The sequence below is a fragment of the Kitasatospora sp. NPDC006697 genome, assembly GCF_042869935.1.
GTDB lineage: Bacteria > Actinomycetota > Actinomycetes > Streptomycetales > Streptomycetaceae > Kitasatospora.
Map to the genome: position 1 here is coordinate 227825 of NZ_JBIAGU010000012.1, position 19822 is coordinate 247646.

A 19822-nucleotide genomic window follows, 5' to 3' on the forward strand; every position below is an offset into this window, starting at 1 on the left:
GTTCAGGCGAGGGCCAGCGACAGCTCGGTGGACTTGATCAGCGCCACCGCGGAGGCGCCGGCCGCCAGGCCGAGCTCGGCGACCGCCTCGCGGGTGACGGCGGAGGTCAGCTCACCGCCGGGGACGGCCAGCCGGACGGTCGCCATCGCGCCGCCCACGGTGACCTCGGTGACGGTGCCCGGCAGCTGGTTGCGGATCGACAGGCCCGGCACGGGCCCGGCGGCCAGCGCGATCTCGGTGGACTTGGCCAGCGCCAGCACCGCCGAGCCCTCGGCCAGGCCGAGGTCGGCGACGGCGTCCAGGGTGATCGCCGCGGTGACCACCTGCCCGCCGGAGAGCCGGACCCGGACGGTGGCCATCACCGTGCCGGCGGTGATCCCGGCGACCGTGCCGGACAGCTGGTTGCGGATGCTCAGGGCGGGGGTGCTCATGGTGCTCGCTCCCGTGGTCGAGGACGCCGGGGCCGGGCCGGCCCCGCTCCTCCACCCTGCCAGCCCGCCCGTCCCGGCGCGGGGTGCCACACCCGTCACCCGCCGCCGGCCAGTTGCTTGTAGTAGAAGCTCCCGTCGTGCGGTCGCCCGGCCGGGTCGGTGGCGTAGCCGGGGACGGTGCCGAACCTGGTCCAGCCCGCCGCCCGGTAGAGCCCCTCGGCGCCGCTGCCCGCCTCGGTGTCCAGCACCAGCAGGGTGATCCCGCGCTCCGCGGCGGCCGCCTCGGCGGTGGCCAGCAGCCGGGCCGCCAGACCCTGGCGGCGGGCCGTCGGATGCACCATCAGCTTGACCACCTCGGCCCGGTGGCTGCCGTTGGCCTTGCGGGTGAGCTGCAGGGCGACCGTCCCGGCGCAGCGGTCCGGCCCGGCCGCGGTCCAGAGCAGCAGGTCGCCGGCGGCCAGCGCGGGCTGCTGGGTGCGCCACCAGTCGGCCGCCCCGGACGGGTCGAACGGCAGCCGGAAGCCGAGCGACGCGCCGCCGGCCACGGTGGCGGCCAGCAGCTCCGCCAGGCCCGGCAGCGCGGCCTCGAAGCCGGCCGGGTCGAGCAGGGCGACCGCGCTCACGGCAGCACCACCAGCACCGCGTACCGGACCGGTTCCGGCCCGGGGCAGCGGAACCTGGTCGGCCCCCAGAGCCGGAACCGCAGGCAGTCCCCGGCGGCGAGGCGGTGCCGGGTGCCGTCCACGGTGAGCTCCAGGGTGCCGTCCAGCACCCAGACGTGCTGCTCCAGTCCGGCCACCGGCGGGTCCTGGTAGGCGAGGTCGGCGCCCGGGCGCAGCTCGCCGTGGACCACCTCGCCGCGCAGCCCGGGGTGCGGCGGGGAGACCGACCGGCGGGTGAAGCCCGCCTCCGGGTCCTGCCAGACGGCCTGGTCGGCGGCCCGGACCAGTTGCGGCGGCTCGGTCTCGACCTCGGCCAGCAGCCGGGACATGGTCCGGCCGTGGGCGGTGCAGAGCCGGCCGAGCAGCGCGGCGGTCGGGCTGATCTCGGCGCGCTCCAGCCGGGAGAGGGTGGAGCGGCTGACCCCGGCCAGGCGGGCCAGCTCGTCCAGCGACCAGCCGCGTTCGGTGCGCAGTGCGGCCAGGCGTTCGGCCAGCCGGCGGGTGACCGGGTCGGCCTCCGGGGGCTCCCGGTCCAGATCGTTTCCCATATTCGGGAGGATATCCCAGATACGACCGATCGGGCACCGGCAGTCGGACGCTCCCGGCCGGATACTGACGAGTAGGGCCGGGGGTCCCCCGCGTCGGCACTTGGGACTAGGGTCGGTGCCACAGCACCCGACCATTCGGCGCGGCGGAGGGGCGACATGACGGCGGAGCAGACGACAGGGCTCGGAGTGACCACCGAGGAGTCCTTCTACCGGGACCTCGGCGACGGCCGGTTCGAGAGCACCGGCGCCACCGCCGGCCCATGGAGCCCCAAGGCGCAGCACGCCGGCCCGCCGTCCGCGCTGCTCGGCCGGGCGCTGGAGCGCCACCAGCCGCGGCCGGACATGCGGATCGCCCGGGTCACCCTGGAGGTGCCCTACCCGGTTCCGGTGGGCGAGCTGGCCGTCGAGGCCCGCACGGTGCGCGGCGGCTCCCGCACCGAACTGCTGGAGGCCGAACTCACCTCCCAGGGCCGCCCGGTGATGCTGGCCCGGGCCTGGCGGGTGGCGGCCAGCCCCGAGGACACCCCCGCGCTGCGGCCCGATCCGGGCCCGGCCGCGCTGCCCGCGCCCGGCCCGGTGCCGGCGATCCCGGGCATGCTGACCGAGGGCTACGTGTCGGCGATGGAGTGGCGGTTCCTGGACGGCGCGGACTTCACCACGCCGGGCCCCGGCGCCGCCTGGGTCCGCCAGCGGATCCCGCTGGTCGCGGGCGAGCCGGACACCCCGCTGACCCGCGCGCTCACCGTGGCCGACAGCAACTGGGCGGTCGCCTTCGAACTCGACCACCTGCGCCGCCTGGTGATCAACACCGACGTCACCCTGGCGCTGCACCGCGATCCGGTCGGCGAATGGCTCTGCCTCACCTCGGCCACCGCCGCCAGCCCGGCCGGCTCCGGCGTGGCGGCCGGCCGGCTGGACGACCGGGCGGGCGACTGCGGCCGCATCCTGCAGACCCTGCTGGTGGCCGAGCGGTAGCGGCCCGCTCCGGGGCCGCCACCGGGCCCGCCGTCAGCGGGTCTTGGCGAGCAGCTCCACCACCTCGGCGGTGGTCCCCGACTCGCCCAGGCGCGGGAAGATCCGCTCCAGGCTGTTCTGGTGCGCCTCGGCGCTGCGGTCGGCCATCGCGTCGGTCACCAGGGTGAGGTGGTAGCCGTGCTCGTAGGCGGCCCGGGCGGTGGACTCCACGCCGATGCTGGTCGCCACGCCGCCGAGCACGATCTGGGTCACGCCGCGCCGGCGCAGCTGGAGGTCCAGGTCGGTGCCGTAGAAGGCGCCCCAGTTGCGCTTGGTCACCAGGATGTCGCCCGGGTGGCCGGCCAGCTGCTCGACGATCTCGTCCCAGCCCTCCGGCATGGCGCCGCCGCCCTGCGGCGCCTCGTTGCGCCCGTGCGGCGCGTCCGAGCCGTCGGCCGCGAAGCTCACCCGGACCAGCACCACGGGCAGGCCGTGCGAGCGGAAGGCGTCGGCGAGCTCGACGGCGTTGCCGAGCACCTGCTCGGTGGTGCTCGGCAGGGTGGGCATGGCGACGATGCCGTTCTGCAGATCGATCAGGACCAGTGCGGTGTTCTGGTCGAGCGTGGTCAGTGCCATGGTGGTGCCTTTCCTACGTCGGTGATCGTGCTTACTGCTGCTGCTCGGTGGCGGTCAGCCGCTCCAACAGGGCGAGCGCGGCGTTGACGGTCTCCCGCTCCTGCTCCGTGTAGCGCTCCTGGAAGGCCCGGGCCAGCCACTCCTGCCACTCCTGCCGGGCGCCCTCGAAGGCGGCCCGGCCCGGCGCGCTGAGCGTGACCAGCTGCCGCCGCCCGTCCGCCGGATCGGGGTGGCGCTCGATCAGGCCGCGCTCGCCGAGCACGGCCAGGATCGCCGCCATGGACTGCGGGCGGATCGACTCGCCGGCGGCGAGCGCGCCGGCCGAGGCAGGGCCCTCCTTGCCGAGCCGGACCAGCACGGAGAGCTGCGAGGGCGTCAGCCCGCGGTCGGCCGACATCTCCCGGCCGCGCCGCTTCACCCGGCTGATCAGCACCTGGAGGTCCCGGGCCGCCCGCCCGGCGGACGCGGAGATCCGCCCGGTCGTCTCGTCCATGGGTCCCACCGTAGGGCCATCAGCCAAAACTGTCCAGTTTGGCTGTGCAGTATTGCTGTGCAGTCTGTCGCAGGCGCGGTCAGGGGCCGATCCGGTACCCCACCCCCGGGGCGGTCCGGATCGCCCGCCGTCACTCCTCCCAGAGCCCGGTTCCACGCGCCGCGATCCGCTCCCCGATCCGCGCCAACGCCTCCGCCACCGGCAGGGGTTCGAGCCGGCGGCCGTCCCGCAGCCGCAGCGCCGCCTGCCCGGCCGCCACCTCCCGGGCCCCCAGCACCGCCTGGTACGGCACCAGGCGGTGCTCCCGGATCCGCGCGCCCAGGCTGCCCTGCTCCGGCCCGGCCAGCTCGGCCCGCAGCCCGGCCGCCAGGCAGCGCGCCAACAGCTCCTCGGCGGCCGGCAGTTCGCCCTCGGAGACCGGCAGCAGCAGCACCTGCACCGGGGCCAGCCAGGCCGGGAAGGCCCCGCCGTGCTGCTCCACCAGGTGCGCCACCGCCCGCTCCACACTGCCGATCACCGCCCGGTGCACCATCACCGGGCGGTGCTTGGCACCGTCCGCGCCGATGTAGTGCAGGTCGAACCGCTCCGGCTGGTGGAAGTCGACCTGGACGGTGGAGAGGGTTGCCTCCCGCCCGTGCGGGTCGACGATCTGCACGTCGATCTTCGGCCCGTAGAAGGCGGCTTCGCCCTCCTCCGCCTGGTACTCGATGCCCTCGCTCTCCAGCACCTCGACCAGCAGCGCCACCGAGCGCTCCCACAGCTCGGGCGCGGCCACGTACTTGCCGCCGGGCCCCGGCAGCGAGAGCCGGTACCGGGCCGCCTCGATGCCCAGCGCCCGGTAGGCCTCGCGGATCAGCCGCAGCGCCCCGCGCGCCTCCTCGGCCACCTGGTCGAGGGTGCAGAAGATGTGGCCGTCGTTCAGCTGGATCGCCCGCACCCTGGTCAGCCCGCCCAGCACGCCGGACAGCTCGGAGCGGTACATCGGGCCCAGCTCGGCCATCCTCAAAGGCAGTTCACGGTAGCTGCGGGCCCGCGAGCGGTAGATCACCGCGTGGTGCGGACAGAGGCTGGGCCGCAGCACCACCTCCTCCTCGCCGAGCCGCATCGGCGGGAACATGTCCTCGCTGTAGTGCGACCAGTGCCCGGAGATCTCGTACAGCTCCCGTTTGCCCAGCACCGGGGAGTACACGTGCCGGTAGCCGGCCCGGCGCTCCTCGGCCCGGACGTACTCCTCGAGTTCGTGGCGCACCACCGCGCCGTCCGGCAGCCAGTACGGCAGGCCGGCGCCGATCAGCGGGTCGGTGCCGAACAGGCCGAGCTCCCGGCCCAGCTTCTTGTGGTCGTGCCTGACGTCGTTCGCCGCGTCGTCCATCATGTCGTCCTCGTTCCTGGGGTTCGCCCGGGACGAGCGCCCGACGACCGGCGGGAACGCCGCAGCCCCGGGGCGATCGCCCCGGGGCTGCTGTCGAGAGTGCGTCACTCAGCGCGCCGGGACCTCCACCGGCGTCGTCGTCACTGCGGCACGCTGAATCATGCGGGCCACCGTAGCAGAGGTCGGGCGGGCCGGGAGTCAGTACCGCAGCACGGCCGCGATCGCGCCGCGGGCCGCCAGGGTGTCGTCCGGGACGAAGGTGACGGTCCCGCCGGCCTCCAGGGTCCGCTCGACGATCTCGTCCACCACGTCCTCGCGCACCTCGCCGGTGCCGGTCGGCTGCTCGCCCTCGGGCGCCGGGGCCAGGTGGCCCTCGGTGAGCTGGGCGTTCACCTGGTAGTGCTCCTCCAGCACCAGTTCGCCCACCCGGTTCTCGCCGACCGCCTGCCAGATCTCGTCCAGCCCGGCCGCCAGCGTCTTCCGCCCGGCCGCCGCGTCCAGCCGCTCCAGCGCGGCCTCGCGCGCCGCGGCCGCCTGCTCGGCGCGCACCGGGGCGATCGCCGGCCCCAGCGCGGTGGCCGGGCCGTCGCCCAGGCCGCCCTTCTCCAGCCGGCCGACGATCACGTCCCGGTGCGTGGTCACCGACTCGAAGAGGCTGACCGCCTCCGGCACGCCGACCAGGTAGCAGGGCCGCGGGTCCTCCTTGAGCAGCGCGGTCAGCGCGGTGTCCACCTCGCGGAAGAAGACCCGGGTGTTCTCGTCGCTGTAGACGCTCGGGGTGTCGCCGATCTGCTCCTCGCGCTGCGGGTCGAACTTCTCCGGGTTGGCCGGCACCTGCGGGAAGCCGCCGGCCTGCGACTCGGCCAGGTCCGGCCCGGCGCCGCTCCACAGCCGGGCCCGGTGCGCCGCCAGGGTGAGCACCCAGTACGGGGCGTGCACGGCCCGGGCCGCGACCAGGTTGCGGGTCAGGTAGGTGTCGGAGATGACCACCCGGGCCGGCACCGTGCGCGGCAGCGACCACACCTCGTGCTCGCCGGGGGCGGCGAAGAGCAGCAGGCCGTCGAGCGAGTGCCGCAGGTCCACCTCGGCGGCGGCGCGGTCGAGCTGGTCCAGCACGTCCAGCCGGTCCGCGCGGCCGAGCGTGTCGTCCGACTCGATCCGGCGGCGCGCCTCGGCCAGCAGGTTCTTCAGCCAGAGCGCGTCCTGCTCGTTCTCCGGCTCGCGGCGGTGGGTCGGCACGGCCACGGTGACCGCCGGGCGCGGGCGGGGCGCGGCGAGCGCGGCCAGGGTGGCGGGGGTGAGGTCGGTGACGTCCACGGTCGGCCTTTCCGGTTGGGGGTCGTCGGCGACGATCAAGGGGTCGTCGAGGTCCTCGTCCCACCCTCGCCGGGGGCGTGCGCGCCCGCATTCCGGCACGCTCGTTCGAGTCGCCCGGCCGGGGTGCCCCGGGCAGGGTGGGGAGCAGATCCGCCCGGAAGCCGTTGGAGGCCCGTGATGAAGGCTGCCGTCGTCCACTCGTTCACCGCCCCGCTGACCGTCGAGGACCGCCCGGTGCCGGAGCCAGGGCCACACCAGGTGCTGGTCCGGATCGAGGCCTCCGGCCTCTGCCACACCGACATCCACGCCGCGCACGGCGACTGGCCGGTCAAGCCCGCGCCCCCGTTCGTGCCGGGCCACGAGGGCGTCGGGATCGTCGAGGCGGCCGGGTCCGAGGTGCGGCACGTCCGGGTGGGCCGGCGGGTCGCGATCCCGTGGCTGGCCGACGCCTGCGGGCGCTGCGACCACTGCGTCAGCGGCTGGGAGACGCTCTGCCTGCAGCAGCACAACTCCGGCTACTCGGTCGACGGCGCCTACGCCGAGTACGCGCTGGCGCACGGCGACTACGTGGTGCCGGTGCCGGACGGCGTGGACCCGATGGACGCCGCACCGCTCTCCTGCGCGGGCGTCACCACCTACAAGGCGGTCAAGCTCTCCGGCGCCCGCCCGGGCACCCGGGTGCTGGTCTCCGGCATCGGCGGCCTGGGCCACCTGGCGCTGCAGTACGCGCGGATCTTTGGCGCCGAGACCGTCGCCGTGGACATCACCGACGACAAGCTGGCGCTGGCCGGGGAGCTGGGCGCGGACCACGTCATCGACGCCCGCACCCAGGACGTGGCCGCCGAGGTGCAGCGGCTCGGCGGTGCCGACGCGGCGGTCTCACTGGCCGTCAGCAACGCGTCCTTCCGTGCCGCCTACGACGCGCTGCGCCGCGGCGGCACCCTGGTGCTGGTCGCGCTGCCCGCCGAGGGCGTGCTGGAACTGCCGGTCTTCGACACCGTGCTGAACGGTACCAAGGTCGTCGGCTCGATCGTCGGCACCCGGCAGGACCTGGCGGAGGTGTTCCGGCTGCACCAGCTGGGCCGCACCCGGGTGATCCGGGAGAGCCGGCAGCTGGACGAGGTGAACCGCTGCTTCGAGGAGGTGCTGGCGGGCAAGGTGACGGCGCGACTGGTCTTCGACCTGCGCTGACGCTCAGACACCGAGTGCGGCCAGGCGGGCGGCGGCGGTGGCGCCGTCGCCCGCGAGGGTGACGGGGGCGGCCGGGTGGGCGGCACGCAGGCGGGTGAGCAGCCGGTCGTGGATCGGGCCGGGGGCGGTGGCGACGGTGCCGGCCAGCACGATCGGGGCCGGCTCGGCGGCGCCGTGCAGCTCGGCGACCAGGGCGGCGAGGTGGGCGGCCGCCCGCTCGGCGATCCGGACGGCCGCGGGCTCACCCCTTCGGGCGAACGAGCTGACCAGCGGGGCGAGGGTGGCCAGCCGGTGCGGCTCGGCGGCGTAGGCCCAGCGCACCAGGGCGACCGGGTCGGCCGCCTCGCAGGCGGCGAGCACGGCCCGGCCGAACGGGTCCCCGGGGTGCGCGTGGGCGTGGCGCACCGCCTCCCGGCCGAGCCAGAAGCCGCCGCCCTCGTCACCGAGCAGCCACCCGAGCCCGCCGGCCCGGGCGGTCACCTCCGTGCCGTCGATGCGGCAGGCGACGGCACCGGTGCCGGCGATCAGCACCGTGCCGCGGCCCTCGGCCCCGGCGGCGAAGGCCACCACGGCGTCGTGCACCAGCCGGACGGGGACGGCCAGGCCGAAGGCGGTGCGGCAGTCCTCGGCGAAGGCCTCCCGGTCGGCGAGGGTGCTGATCCCCGAGAGGCCGAGCAGGCACCCCCGCACCTCGCCGGGGGCGTGGCCGGCCAGCGCCTCCCCGACCACCCCCGCGAGCACGGCGACGGCCTCGGCGGCCCCGCGCGCGGCCGGGTTGCCCCCGGCGGCGGTGGCCCGGCCGAGCTCCCGGCCCCACCGGTCGTGCAGCACGGCGCGGGTGTGGGTGCCGCCGACGTCCAGGCCGAGGCAGGTCACGGGGTCACCCGCCGGTGCGCAGGGAGCGGACCGCCGACCACGGGTGGCCGTGGTGGGCGGCGAGGGCGGCGCGGGCGGTCTCCGGGGGGACGTCCGCGACCAGGGCGACCAGGGCGGTGGGGGTCTCGTAGCCGGCGGCGGCCAGGGCCTCGGCCGCCACCGGCTCGGGGACCTCGCAGGCGGTGGCGAGGGTGCGGACGGCGCGGTCGCGGAGCTTGGCGTTGTGGGTGGAGGCGGTGATCATCAGGTTGGACCAGGTCCGGCCGCCGCGCACCATCAGGGCGGTGGAGAAGGCGTTCAGCGCCAGCTTCTGGGCGGTGCCGGCCTTCATCCGGGTGGAACCGGTGACCACCTCCGGGCCGGTGTCCAACGGCACGTGCAGGTCGGCCAGTTCGGCCAGCGGGGCGGCGGGGTCGTTGGAGAGCAGGGCGGTGGCCGCGCCGGCCGACCGGGCGGCGCGCAGGGCGGCGCCGACGTAGGGGGTGCGGCCGCTGGCGGTGATGCCGATGACCAGGTCGCCGGCGGTGGGCGCGGTGCCGGCCGGCTCCTCGGGGGCGTGGTCCTCGGCGTCCTCGCGGGCCCGGCCGCCCGCGCCCGGGCCGCCGGCCAGGTGGGCCACCACGCTCTCCGGGCCGACCCCGTAGGTGGGGCCGAGCTCCACCGCGTCGCCGAGCGCCAGCCGGCCGCTGGTGCCCGCGCCGTAGTAGTGGATCCGCCCGCCGGCCGCGAGCACCCCGAGGGCGGTGTCCACCAGGTCGGCGAGCAGCGGCAGCGCGGTCCGGACGGCGCCGGCCACCGTGGCGTCCTGATCGTTGATCAGCTCCAGCAGCGGCAGCGTCGCCAGGCGGTCGATGTCGGCCGAGAGCGGGTTGCGGGTCTCGGTGGGCGGCTGCGCGGTGGCGGCCATGGCGGCTCCGGATCTACTGGTGCTGGGTCCGTTCGGGAGCAGCGTATCCCTACTGACCCGACGTCAACTCTGTTTGACCCCGGCACAGTCGGATGGTTCGCACAGATAGGTATCATGGCGGCATGACGACCTTTGAGCCCCGTCTGAACCTGCCCAAACTCAGCGCCGAGAGCTACCGCACGATGCTCGCGCTGAACAGCACCACCGAGAAGGGCGCGCTCGCCGCCGGGCTGGAGCTCCCGCTGCTGGAGCTGGTCCGGATCCGCGCCTCGCAGATCAACGGCTGCGCCTTCTGCCTGGACATGCACACCAAGGACGCCCGCCACGCGGGCGAGACCGAGCAGCGCATCCACACGCTCCCCGCCTGGCGCGAGACCCCGTTCTACACGGAGGCCGAGCGCGCCGCGCTCGAGCTCACCGAGGCGGTCACCCTGATCGCCGACGGCCATGTGCCGGACGCGGTCTACGAGTCGGTCGCCAAGGTCCTGACCGATGAGCAGATCGCCGCCCTCACCTGGGTGATCGTGGTGATCAACGGCTTCAACCGGATCGCCATCACCCAGCGCACCGAGGTCGGCACCTATGTCCCCGGCACGCACTGAGCCGGTGGGCGTGCCGCAGCCGCGGCGGTCCGCAAGGACCACCGCGGCTGCGTCGTCCGGCGGGTGACCCGCTCCCCGTCGGGGTCCGCCGGAGTCCTTCACCCGCCGGTCAGCAGGCGCCCTGGTCGGACCAGGAGGACCAGGAGGCCGGCGCGCCCGGGGTCGCACCGGTGGAGTACCAGGTGGAGAGCCACTTGTGGCCGCCGTAGGAGACCTGGTCGCCGGGGACGTACGGGGTGGTGGCGCTCCAGGCCGGGAGGCTGCCGCAGCCGCCGCCGCTGCCGCCGGTGATCGTCCAGGTGAAGCCGGCCGAGCCGGAGGCGCCGCCGGAGGTCGCGGTGACGGTGACCGAGTTGCTGCCGGCCATGGTCGGGGTGCCGCTGATCAGGCCGGTGGTGGCGTTGATCGACAGGCCGGCCGGGAGGCCGGTGGCGCTGTAGGTCAGCGTCTTGCCGGCCGAGTCGGTCGCCTTGACCTGCAGCGAGGCCGCGGTGCCGACGGTGCCGCTCTGGTCGCCGGGGGCGGCGACGGTGACGGTCTCACCGGTCGGCTGGCTGCGCACCGCCCACTGGAAGGTGGCGCTGCCGGTGGCGGTGCCGGAGCTCGCGGTGACGGTGGTGTTGTAGCCGGCGGCCGTGGTCGGGGTACCGCTGATCAGACCGCTGTTGGGGTCCAGCGACATACCCGCGGGCAGGCCGGTGGCGCTCCAGGTCAGCGTCTTTCCGGCCGAGTCGGTGGCCTGCAGCTGCACCTTGAGCGGGGTGCCGACGGTGTCGGTCCGGGTGCCCGGGTTGGTCACCGTGACGGTCTCCGAGGAGCCGCCGGCGGGCAGGAACCCGCTGGTGCCGTTCGGGGTGCCCCAGCCGGTCGGGCCGTCGTAGCCGGTGCCGGCGGTGCAGAAGTACGACGGGCTGCAGCTGCCGTTGTTGCCGCTGGTGATGTCGTTGAAGCTGCCGGTGTGGGCGTACGGGTAGCTGTTGGCCTGGTCGCCGGCCTTCGGTGCGCCGGCCAGCGCCCAGATCGAGGCGATGATCGGCGAGGAGGCGCTGGTACCGCCGTAGACCGACCAGCCGTTGCCGCCGTAGGTCTGGTAGACCGCGACGCCGGTGGCCGGGTCGGCGACCGCGGAGACGTCGGTCTCCATCCGGTTCCGGCAGCCGGTGTCGTGCTGGAAGGCGGGCTTGCTGATGTAGGCCGAGCAGCCCGAGCCGGTGCCCTCGCTGGAGTTGGTGTTCCAGACGCTCTCGCTCCAGCCGCGGCTGTTGGAGGAGCGGCTCAGCGCGGTGCCGCCGACGGCGGTCACGTACTGCGAGGTGGCCGGGAACTCGGCCCCGTAGTCGGAGTCGCCGGCCGAGGCGGTGATCGCCACGCCCGGGTGGTCGAAGTACTGGGCGTCGGCGCCGGCGGTGGTGGAGTCCTCGGAGCCGCCGTAGCTGTTGGAGACGAACTTGGCGCCCTGCGCGACGGCCTGGTTGACCGCGGCACCGAGGTCGCCCATGTTGGCCGAGGCCGCCTCGACCAGCAGGATGTGGCAGTTCGGGCAGACCGCGGAGACCATGTCGACGTCCAGCGAGATCTCGCCGGCCCAACCGGTGTCGGCGGTGGGGTAGTTGGTCCCGCCGTTCTCGTCGATCTTGCGGAAGCAGCCGTTCGCCGTGGTGCAGGCCGGCAGGCCGTACTGGCTGCGGTAGGCGGCCAGGTCGGACTCCGCGTTCGGGTCGTCCTGGGCGTCCACGATCGCCACGGTCTGACCGGAGCCGCCGCCGGACAGGTTGTAGGCGCCGGCCAGGTCGGTCGGGCCGAAGCCGGAGGGCGCCGCGTTCGGCGCGAGCGCGTGCGGCCGCAGATCGGTGCGCTTCAGTGCGAGGCAGGCCGCCTCGCCGGGGTGCCTCGGCGCGGCGCAGGACCGCTCGACGCTGACCGGTGCCGCGGCCGACGCCGTGGCGGCGGAGGCGGCGGGGGTGAAACCGGCGATGGCGGTGACCAGCAGGCCCAGCACGGAGAGCGGGGCGAGCAGAGCCGACCGTCCAGGGCGTTCCGAATGGTGCATGGCCACTCGGACTCCTTTCCTGACGTTGGCCCCTGGGTGGGGGCGGACCAGGCTCGCCGGGCGGGGTCGCCCGCGAGCGCGACCCGCGGCGGTCTGCCGGCGGGCAGCACTCGGTACCGGCCCGGAGCGGCCGCGGCGGGGAGGACGCGGGCTGTCGGGGTGTGGGGGTACGTCCCGCGTCGAGGCGAAAACGTAACCGTTGGGCCGGACACGGTCAATGAATCGCAGTCAGGAACCCACCCTTGCCCTTCGCTTGCAAAGTCCGGGACCCACCCTTGCCGCCATGCCCGTAGACCGGCCGGGCCCTCGCGTGCTGCCCGCGGGCGGCGTCGGGGTGCCTGCATCGGCGGCGCCCGCCCGGCGGGAAGGCCAGACGGCCCCTAACGCCGGCCCGCCACCTGGCGCCCCGCCAGCCCCGCCCGGTCGCGCACGCCGAACCGCCGGTAGAGCCTGGTCAGACCCGCCTCCACCGACTTGACCGAGATGTGCAGCGCCGCCGCGATCTGCCGGTTGGTCGCCCCGCCGCGCACCAGCTGGACGATCTGCCGTTCCACCTCGGTCAGTTCGGCGTTCGGACCGTCCAGCCGGGCCAGCCGCTCCCGGGTCCAGGCCTGCCAGGGCAGGCAGTGCGCGGCGGTGAACGCCTGCAGCGCGGACACGAGTTCGGTCCGGGAGGCGGCCCGGCGGCGGGACCGCCGCTCCAGCTCGGCGAGCACCAGCCGGGCCCGGGCGGCCTCCAGCGGGTAGGGGTGGCTCTCCGGCAGTTCGGCGCGCAGCCGGTCGGCGGCGCCGCGCGGATCGCCGCCGGTGCCGTCCAGCACCGCCCGCGCCCGGGCCAACCCGAGCATCACCACCCGCCGGTCCAGCCGGGTCACTTCGGCCTCCGCCTCGGCCAGCACCAGCGCCGCCCGCTCCGCCTGCCCGGCCAGCGCCAGCGCCTCCACCAGGTCGGCGTCGACCAGGAAGAGCGCCGGATCGGTGAACCCCAGCCCGCGCAGCAGGTCCCGGCAGCGCCCCAGGTGCTCGGCCGCCTGCGGCACCCGCCCGGCCAGCAGGTCGGCCCGTCCGCGCAGCCCGAGCGCGTACGCCGACCACTCGGCGTCGCCGGCCTGCTCGCCGGCCCGCAGCGCGGCGTCGGCCAGTTCGGTGGCCCGCTCCACCGTGCCGCCGTTGAGCTCGGCGGCGGCGCTGAGCACCAGTCCGGGCCCGGGGGTGGGCCCGAGCTCCAACCGCAGCCGCCCGCCGGCCTGCCCGGCCTGGTACGCCTGCGCGCACCGCCCGGCCCGCTCGTGCACCGAGGCGACCAGGTGCAGCACCTGCCCGAGGTCCTTGACCCGCCCGGCGCTCTCCACGTCCGCGCGCAGCCGGTTGACCGCCTCGATCGCCTCCGCCACCTCGCCGCCGCGCAGCAGCGAGATCACCAGGCAGCAGCGCAGCTGTACGCCCGCCGCGGTGAGCGAGGCGAGCGGCCGGGCGGCGGAGAGCGCGCCGGCCCGGCGCAGCGCGGGCAGCACCCGCTCCGGGGTGAGCTGCATCTCGATCGGGGTGCGCAGCGCGATCACCTCGATCTGCTGGTCGATGTCGCCGCTGCGCTCGGCGTGGTACTCGGCCTCGGCGAGCACCGCGAGGCCGAAGTCGGTCCGCCCGGTGCAGAGCGCGTGGTCGGCGCGGGCGATCTGCACGGCGGCGCGCAGCCCGGGCTGCTCGCCGGCGTCGGCCTCGGCGGCGTCCAGCAGCGCGGGCACGCCGGCCCGGTCGCCGCCGGCCAGTTCGACCAGCAGCAGCCGGGCGCCGACCCGGGCGGCCGGGTCGGGCCCGCGCAGCACGGCGGCGCAGGCCTGCTTGGCGGTGTCCGGCAGTCCGGCGTCGTGCGCGTGCCGGGCGGCGGCGAGCCGGCGCTCGGCGGCCAGCCGGCCGTGCTCGGCGGGGGTGCGGTCGGCGGCCAGCTGGGAGAGCTCGGCGGCCAGTGCGGGCGCGCCGCGCTCCACCGCGAGCCGGGCGGCGGCGGCGAGTTCGGCGGAGAGCTCGGCGCCGCGGTCGGGGCTGGCCAGCGCCCGGTGCCGGGCCCGCTCCAGCGGGTCGTCCAGCTGTTCGGCGAGCTGCGCGTGGCAGTCCCGGCGCTGCCGCTCGGTCGCGTCGGCGTAGATGATCTCGCGCAACAGCGGGTGGGCGAAGCGCAGTTCGCGCCCGGGCCCGCGGGTGAGCACCCCGGCGTCCAGGGCCGCGGCCAGCGCCTGGCGCTGCTCGCCGGTGCCGGGCGGGTGGGGCCGGGCGGCGGCCGCGAGCAGCAGCAGCGCCGAGACGGCCTGGGCGGGCAGCGCGGCGAGCCGGTCGGCGAGCAGGGTGCGCAGCCGGTCGGGCACCGGCAGCGGGTCGTCGGCGGCGGGCGGGGTGGGCGCCCGCCGGGCGGCCTGGGCGAGCTCCAGGGCGTAGAACGGGTTGCCGCCGCTGGCCGCCTGGATCCGCTCCGAGCTGGTCTCGCCGGGCGTGATGCCCAGCCTGGTCCAGAGCAGTTCGCCGATCACCGCCGCCGGCAGGGTGCTGACGGCCAGTTCGGTGCGCGGCTCGGGCAGCAGCGGCAGGCAGCGCGGTTCGCGCCCGTCGGCGACCCGCTCGGTGGCGGCCACCCGGACCTGGTGCCCGGTCAGCCGCCGGGCGGCGAAGGCCAGCACCTCGGCGCTGGCGCCGTCCAGGCAGTCGGCGTCGTCCAGGACCAGCAGCACCGGCTGCTGCCGGGCGAGCGCCCGGAGCAGTTCGAGCACCGCGACCCGGATCGCCAGCTGGTCGGTGGGCCGGCCGTCGCCGGGCGAGCGGAGCAGCGCCACGTCCAGCACCGCGCGCAGGTGCGGGGCGAGCAGCCCGGGCCGTTCGGCGATGGTCCGGGCGAACAGGTCGTAGAGCGCCAGGTAGGGCAGCGAGGCCTCGGTGGCCGAGGAGTTGGCGCGCAGCACCAGCACTCCGCCGGCCGCCGCCTGCCCGGCCAGCACCTCCAGCACCGCCGACTTGCCGATGCCGGCGGGGCCGGTCAGCAGCACTCCCCCGCCGCCGTCGGCCAGGCCGGCCCGGCACCGGTCGAGCAGTTCGTCCCGCCCCAGCAGCGCACCATCCTCACCCATGGGGGGAAGTCTCCACCCGGAGGGTGCAATGGTCTAGTCCTGACGGACGGTCACTCCTTCTGCCAGATCGTGTAGTACCGGGTGCCGTGGCTGGTTGCCGCCGGTATCCGGGCCACCTGGCGGTAGCGGCTGCCGGGCGCGTCCAGGGCGGCGGCGAGCTGCTTGTCCAGCGCGGCGGTGGGTCCGTCGTCCAGCACCACCAGGCTGAAGTAGCCGTCGGCGAAGGCGGCCCGGTAGGCGGGCAGGCCGGTCAGCTGCTTCCCGGTGGAGTCGCCGTACTGGAAGAAGTAGGTGTTCAGCCACTGCTGCGGATCGGCCTGGCCGCGCAGGTAGTAGCGGGGCACCTCGTCCTCCTCCACCAGGTAGCGGTCCTGGCCGGGGTGGACCAGCGGCCGCAGCGCGCTCACCATGCCGGAGGAGTCGGGCCAGCCGTACATCGGCCCCGCCGCGTCCCCCGCGTAGTAGGCGAGCACCGCGCAGACGCCGATCGCCACCCCGGGCACCGCCCGGCGCAGCACCGGCAGCGAGTCGCGCAGCGGCGGCAGTCCGGAGAGCGCGGCCAGCCCGGCGCCGGCCAGCGGCGCGGCGAAGAGCAGGCCGAAGCCGACGTGCTTGTGCAGCGAGACCGAGGTGCCCAGGTGCGCCTGGTAGAGGGTGGCGAGCGCGGCGGTGCCGGTGAGCAGCGCGCCGAGCAGCACCGCCGCCCGGCCGCGCCGGCAGGCGATCAGCACGCCCACCCCGACGACGGCGAAGGCCGCCACCCAGCCGCCCCAGACCAGCGACAGCCGCAGGATGTTCAGCAGCGGCTCGGTGCCCGTGGTCCGGTTGACGGTGGTCTGCGAGAGCCCGGCCCGGACCTCGGGCCCGGCCCAGTCCAGCCCGGCGAAGAGCAGCGCCCCGGTGCCGGCCCCGAGCAGCACCCCGCGCAGCACCCCGCGCCACCAGGAGAGCCCGAGCGCGGGCACGGTGAGCACGGCCGCCAGCACCACGGTCGGCAGGTAGAGCGCGGCGGCGTACTTGACGCCGGCGGCCAGCACCAGCGGCGGCGCGGCGAGCAGCACCAGGAACGGCGAGCGGTGCGCGCTGCGCACCGTCCACCAGAGCGCCAGCGCCAGCAGCAGCACGGCCGGCGCGTCGTAGGTGGCGAGCCGGCCGAGGAAGAGGGTGGGCGCGCTGGTGGCGAAGAGCACCGTGCCGATCACGGCGGCCGGCTTGCCGTAGAGCCGCCGGGTGGTGGTCCAGAGCAGCGCGGTGGCGCCGAGCATCGCCAGCAGGCTGAACGCCCGCACGCCCTCGAAGCCGAACAGGTTGTCCACCACGGCGGCGGCCACCGGGTAGAGCACCGGGATGCCGGAGAAGAACGAGGCGTAGGTGTCGCCGACCGGCAGCCCGTGCAGCAGGTGGCCGAGTTCGCGGTGCCCGGCGTAGACGTACAGCGCCTCGTCCTCGAAGGCGGTGTTGGCCAGCCGGTAGGCGAGCGCGCACTGCACCAGCAGCACGGCGATCAGCGGCAGCCGGTCGCTGACGGCGGTGCGCAGCCGGCCGGCGGCGGTGCGCGGCGGATCGGCGTAGACGGACAGGACGTCGATGGCGGTCACTGCCCGCTCCCGGTGTGGTCGACCTTCTGGATGGTGATCTGCTGGTCGCCGGTGCCGAAGGTGGCGACGGTGGTGGAGTGCGCGATGGCGGCGCGCACGGTGGGCAGGCCGTTGGGGTCCTGACGGATGATCGAGGTGAGCACCACGTAGTCGAGGTCCCGCCAGCCGTTCGGCAGGGTGCGGGTGACGGCCGGGTCGAGGTCCACCTTGTAGAACCAGATGGCTCCCAGGCCGGGCTGGAATCCGTCCTTGACGGTGTCGAGCCACATCGCGTCGTCGACCACGATCCGCTGGTGCCCGGGGTCGGGGATGTTGGCCCGGATCCAGTCCGCGGCGGCCACGTAGTTGTCGTTGGAGAGCGCGGTGTCGGCGGTCTCGTCGCCGTTCTCCCACTGCGGGGCGAGCAGGCCGGCCACCGCGATGGCGAGCACGGCGACCAGGTCGCGCGGCCCGAGGTGGAAGCGGGCCAGCCGGCCCAGCGGCAGCCGCAGCAGCCCGCGCACCGCCGCGTCGGCCACCCCGGCGATGCTCAGCGCGAAGAACGGGATCACCTGGATCACGTACATCGCGGGCAGGTAGCCGTTCGGCCGAAAGGCGACGCCGACCAGCAGCACGGCCGCCACCGCCACCTCGCGCAGCCGGCGCACGGCGAGCGCGGCCAGCGCGGCGAACACCCCGGCGTAGATCAGCAGCGGGTCGCGGACCAGCCACCAGTGCAGAGTGAGGTTGGAGACGGTGCCGGTGTGCAGGATGTTCCCGGAGCCGCCCCGGCCGAGCTGGTACTGCAGCGCGCCGATCAGCGAGTTGTGGTCCGGACCGGGGAAGAGCTCCCCCTTGAGCACGGCGTAGAGCAGGTACTGGGCGCCGATCAGCCCGAAGGCCATGGCGAACCCGGCCAGCGAGAACTTCCGGGTGGCCTTGTCGGTGCCGCGCCAGATCGCCATCAGCAGGCCCGGCGCGGCGATCAGCATGGTCTCCTTGGAGAGCACCGCGATCGCCGCGCAGAGCCCGGCCCCGATGTGGTGCCACAGGTGCTTGCGCGGGGAGAGCGCGCAGGCGAAGGCGCCGAGCATCCAGACCACCGCGAAGTTGTCCAGGTAGATCTCGCGCTGCATGGTGACCGAGAGCGGCGAGAGCCCGAACACCACGGTGGCCAGCGCCGCGGCCCAGCGCGGCAGTTCGATCCGGCGGGCGACCAGGTAGGTGAGCGCGGCGCCGGCCGCGCTGACCGGCAGCATGATCACCCGGGCGTTCATCACCACCAGGGAGCCGTGCCAGAGCAGCGCCGGGATCCAGGAGAGCGCGGCGATCTGCACCCAGCCGAGCGGCGGGTGGTCGTACCAGTAGCTGTAGTGCGCCAGGCCCTCGCCGTGCTGGATCGCCCAGGCCTGGGCCAGGTAGGTCCCCTCGTCGTCGCTGACGGTGGGGAAGTTGCGGATGTTCAGGCCCTGCACCAGCACCACCGCTGCCACCAGCAGCAGGGTGATCACCAGGTCGGGCCGGGTCGAGAGCAGCCGGGCCAGCCGGCCGCGCCGGTCGGGCCCGGCCGGCGCGGTGACCGGATCCGGCCGTTCTTCTTCCAGAACCGTCTCGACGACAGTCGCCATGAGGGTGTTTCCTCCCCGTTTTTCGGTGCGCGGGCGGCACCGGCGCACGTGCAGGCGCGTCGGTGCCGCGGCGGGCCGCCGCCCCCGGCGGGCCGCCCTTCCGGCCTCCCGGCCGGGCCTGCTCAGAACTGCCGGCGGAGCGTCAGGAGGCGCTGCCGGCTTCCAGGTGGGCGCCGACGTGGCGGGTGAGCTCCCAGTCCTTGCGCCCGCGCATCTCCCGCCAGACCGCGCGGATCGCCGCGCCCGCCAGGATGAGCTGGTAGAACGGACCGCCGATGATCAGCTTGGCATAGTGCGGGAACCGGATCCGCAGCTGGTACTGCTTGCCGAAGTCGTGCAGCCCCACGGCCTCGAAGGCGAACATCGCCACCATCGGGATCAGCGGGGAGAACGAGATCATCGCCACCAGGTCGGGCACCGAGCTGAACAGCGCCACCGCGATGCCGACCAGGATCAGCAGGCCGGAGAAGGCCTGCACGAACGGCGTGGCCAGGGTGTAGCGGGCCAGCATCCGCTGCCGCATGCTCGGCAGCGAGCGCCAGTCCCGCTTGCGGTAGACCTGCAGGAAGCCCTGGTTCCACCGGGTCCGCTGCTTGAAGAGCGAGACCACCGAGTCCGGGGTCTCCTCCTTGGTGACCATCTCGGAGTCGTAGGCCACCACCACCTTGGCACCCTGGCTGGACAGCCGCACCCCCAGGTCGCAGTCCTCGGCCAGGCAGTTGGCGTCCCAGCCGTCGTTCTCCCGCAGCCGGTCGGTGCGGACGAAGACGGTGTTGCCGCCGAGCGGGATGAAGCCCTTGGCGGCGTGCAGGTGCAGCCGGCTGCGGAACCAGAAGAAGTACTCCAGGCAGTTGCGCAGGCTGTACCAGCTGGAGTGGAAGTTGATCAGCTGCACGCCGCCCTGCACCACGTCCGCGCCGGTGTCCCGGAAGGCGTGGTCCACGTGCGAGAGCAGGTGCGGGTGCACCTGGTCCTCGGCGTCGAAGACCCCGACCACGTCGCCGCGGCAGGTGGGCAGGGCCGTGTTGAGCGCCTTCGGCTTGTTCTTCTTCTCATGGGTGTCGGTGACCACGAAGACCTGCTCCGGGTGGAGCGCGGCCAGCTTGTGGGCCACCTCGGCGGTCTCCGGGTCGTCGTGCCCGACGATCACGATGACCTCGAAGTCGGGGTGGGTGGACTCCAGGAGGCGCAGCACGGTGCGCTCCAGGACGGCCTGCTCGTGGCGGGCCGGGACGAGCAGCGAGAAGGAGAGCGCCCCGGTTCCGTCCGGATCGGTGAACTTGGTCGAGGCCAGGGTCTCCGGGGTGCGCCAGGCGTGCAGCATCCACCAGAGGGTGAACACGGCCACGCCGAAGAGCAGGAGTGAGCACAGCACGATGACTGCCGAAATCATGAAAGGTCCCCCCAGCACGGACCGGCGAATCGCGGTCCAGGGAATGATTATTGACTACCGGTCAGTGCC

Annotated in this window: 17 protein-coding genes; 3 read left to right on the top strand and 14 right to left on the bottom strand. The window is 74.9% G+C overall.

Annotated features, from left to right (window positions below):
- Window positions 1-2: 2 nt before the first annotated feature.
- The 3 genes from ACFYNO_RS19290 to ACFYNO_RS19300 form a co-directional block, all read right to left on the bottom strand.
- Window positions 3-431, bottom strand: coding sequence for a molybdopterin-binding protein (locus ACFYNO_RS19290; RefSeq protein WP_388013240.1), 429 nt, complete (start codon window positions 429-431; stop codon window positions 3-5).
- Window positions 432-526: 95 nt separating this feature from the next.
- Complete coding sequence (locus ACFYNO_RS19295; RefSeq protein WP_388013243.1) at window positions 527-1054, bottom strand: GNAT family N-acetyltransferase; 528 nt, start codon at window positions 1052-1054, stop codon at window positions 527-529.
- Window positions 1051-1641 (bottom strand): helix-turn-helix domain-containing protein, encoded by a 591-nt coding sequence (locus tag ACFYNO_RS19300; protein WP_388013246.1) that lies wholly within the window; start codon window positions 1639-1641, stop codon window positions 1051-1053. Before ACFYNO_RS19300 ends, ACFYNO_RS19295 begins: the two co-directional genes overlap by 4 nt.
- Before the next feature lie 156 nt (window positions 1642-1797).
- On the opposite strand from ACFYNO_RS19300, the gene ACFYNO_RS19305 reads away from it, so the two are divergent.
- Window positions 1798-2616, top strand: a complete 819-nt coding sequence (locus tag ACFYNO_RS19305; RefSeq protein WP_388013249.1) for a thioesterase family protein — start codon at window positions 1798-1800, stop codon at window positions 2614-2616.
- Window positions 2617-2649: 33 nt separating this feature from the next.
- On the opposite strand, the gene ACFYNO_RS19310 is transcribed toward ACFYNO_RS19305, so the two are convergent.
- The 4 genes from ACFYNO_RS19310 to ACFYNO_RS19325 form a co-directional block, all read right to left on the bottom strand.
- The gene (locus tag ACFYNO_RS19310) at window positions 2650-3231 is read right to left on the bottom strand and encodes a hydrolase (protein WP_388013252.1); all 582 of its coding nucleotides are present in this window, start codon (window positions 3229-3231) and stop codon (window positions 2650-2652) included.
- 31 nt (window positions 3232-3262) lie between these two features.
- Window positions 3263-3724, bottom strand: a complete 462-nt coding sequence (locus ACFYNO_RS19315; protein WP_388013255.1) for a MarR family winged helix-turn-helix transcriptional regulator — start codon at window positions 3722-3724, stop codon at window positions 3263-3265.
- Window positions 3725-3854: 130 nt separating this feature from the next.
- Window positions 3855-5099 (bottom strand): threonine--tRNA ligase, encoded by a 1245-nt coding sequence (gene thrS, locus ACFYNO_RS19320; RefSeq protein WP_388013258.1) that lies wholly within the window; start codon window positions 5097-5099, stop codon window positions 3855-3857.
- Window positions 5100-5294: 195 nt separating this feature from the next.
- A complete protein-coding gene (locus ACFYNO_RS19325; protein WP_388013261.1) occupies window positions 5295-6413 on the bottom strand; it encodes a chemotaxis protein in 1119 nt (372 codons plus the stop codon).
- Between the two features lie 177 nt (window positions 6414-6590).
- On the opposite strand from ACFYNO_RS19325, the gene adhP reads away from it, so the two are divergent.
- Window positions 6591-7604, top strand: coding sequence for an alcohol dehydrogenase AdhP (adhP, locus tag ACFYNO_RS19330; RefSeq protein WP_388013264.1), 1014 nt, complete (start codon window positions 6591-6593; stop codon window positions 7602-7604).
- Window positions 7605-7607: 3 nt separating this feature from the next.
- Here the strand turns inward: adhP and ACFYNO_RS19335 are convergent, their stop codons facing one another.
- Together ACFYNO_RS19335 and ACFYNO_RS19340 are read right to left on the bottom strand one after the other, a co-directional pair.
- Window positions 7608-8480: an N-acetylglucosamine kinase gene (locus tag ACFYNO_RS19335; protein WP_388013267.1), complete on the bottom strand. Its 873-nt coding sequence runs from the start codon at window positions 8478-8480 to the stop codon at window positions 7608-7610.
- Window positions 8481-8484: 4 nt separating this feature from the next.
- Window positions 8485-9387 (bottom strand): N-acetylmuramic acid 6-phosphate etherase, encoded by a 903-nt coding sequence (locus tag ACFYNO_RS19340; protein ID WP_388013270.1) that lies wholly within the window; start codon window positions 9385-9387, stop codon window positions 8485-8487.
- A 122-nt stretch (window positions 9388-9509) separates the two neighbouring features.
- Here ACFYNO_RS19340 and ACFYNO_RS19345 point away from each other — a divergent pair, with 122 nt between their 5' ends.
- Window positions 9510-9989 carry a carboxymuconolactone decarboxylase family protein gene (locus ACFYNO_RS19345; RefSeq protein ID WP_388013273.1) on the top strand — a complete coding sequence of 160 codons (480 nt, stop codon included), beginning with the start codon at window positions 9510-9512 and terminating at the stop codon, window positions 9987-9989.
- 109 nt (window positions 9990-10098) lie between these two features.
- On the opposite strand, the gene ACFYNO_RS19350 is transcribed toward ACFYNO_RS19345, so the two are convergent.
- The 5 genes from ACFYNO_RS19350 to ACFYNO_RS19370 all read right to left on the bottom strand — a co-directional run bounded on the left by ACFYNO_RS19350 (window position 10099) and on the right by ACFYNO_RS19370 (window position 19753).
- Window positions 10099-12039: a putative Ig domain-containing protein gene (locus tag ACFYNO_RS19350; protein WP_388013276.1), complete on the bottom strand. Its 1941-nt coding sequence runs from the start codon at window positions 12037-12039 to the stop codon at window positions 10099-10101.
- Window positions 12040-12419: 380 nt separating this feature from the next.
- The gene (locus ACFYNO_RS19355; RefSeq protein WP_388013279.1) at window positions 12420-15155 is read right to left on the bottom strand and encodes an AAA family ATPase; all 2736 of its coding nucleotides are present in this window, start codon (window positions 15153-15155) and stop codon (window positions 12420-12422) included.
- A gap of 50 nt (window positions 15156-15205) precedes the next feature.
- Entirely contained in the window at window positions 15206-16753 is a 1548-nt protein-coding gene (locus ACFYNO_RS19360) for an ArnT family glycosyltransferase (protein ID WP_388013282.1), read from the bottom strand.
- Window positions 16750-18360 (bottom strand): ArnT family glycosyltransferase, encoded by a 1611-nt coding sequence (locus tag ACFYNO_RS19365; RefSeq protein WP_388013285.1) that lies wholly within the window; start codon window positions 18358-18360, stop codon window positions 16750-16752. Before ACFYNO_RS19365 ends, ACFYNO_RS19360 begins: the two co-directional genes overlap by 4 nt.
- Before the next feature lie 142 nt (window positions 18361-18502).
- Complete coding sequence (locus tag ACFYNO_RS19370; protein ID WP_388013288.1) at window positions 18503-19753, bottom strand: glycosyltransferase; 1251 nt, start codon at window positions 19751-19753, stop codon at window positions 18503-18505.
- Between the last annotated feature and the right edge of the window lie 69 nt (window positions 19754-19822).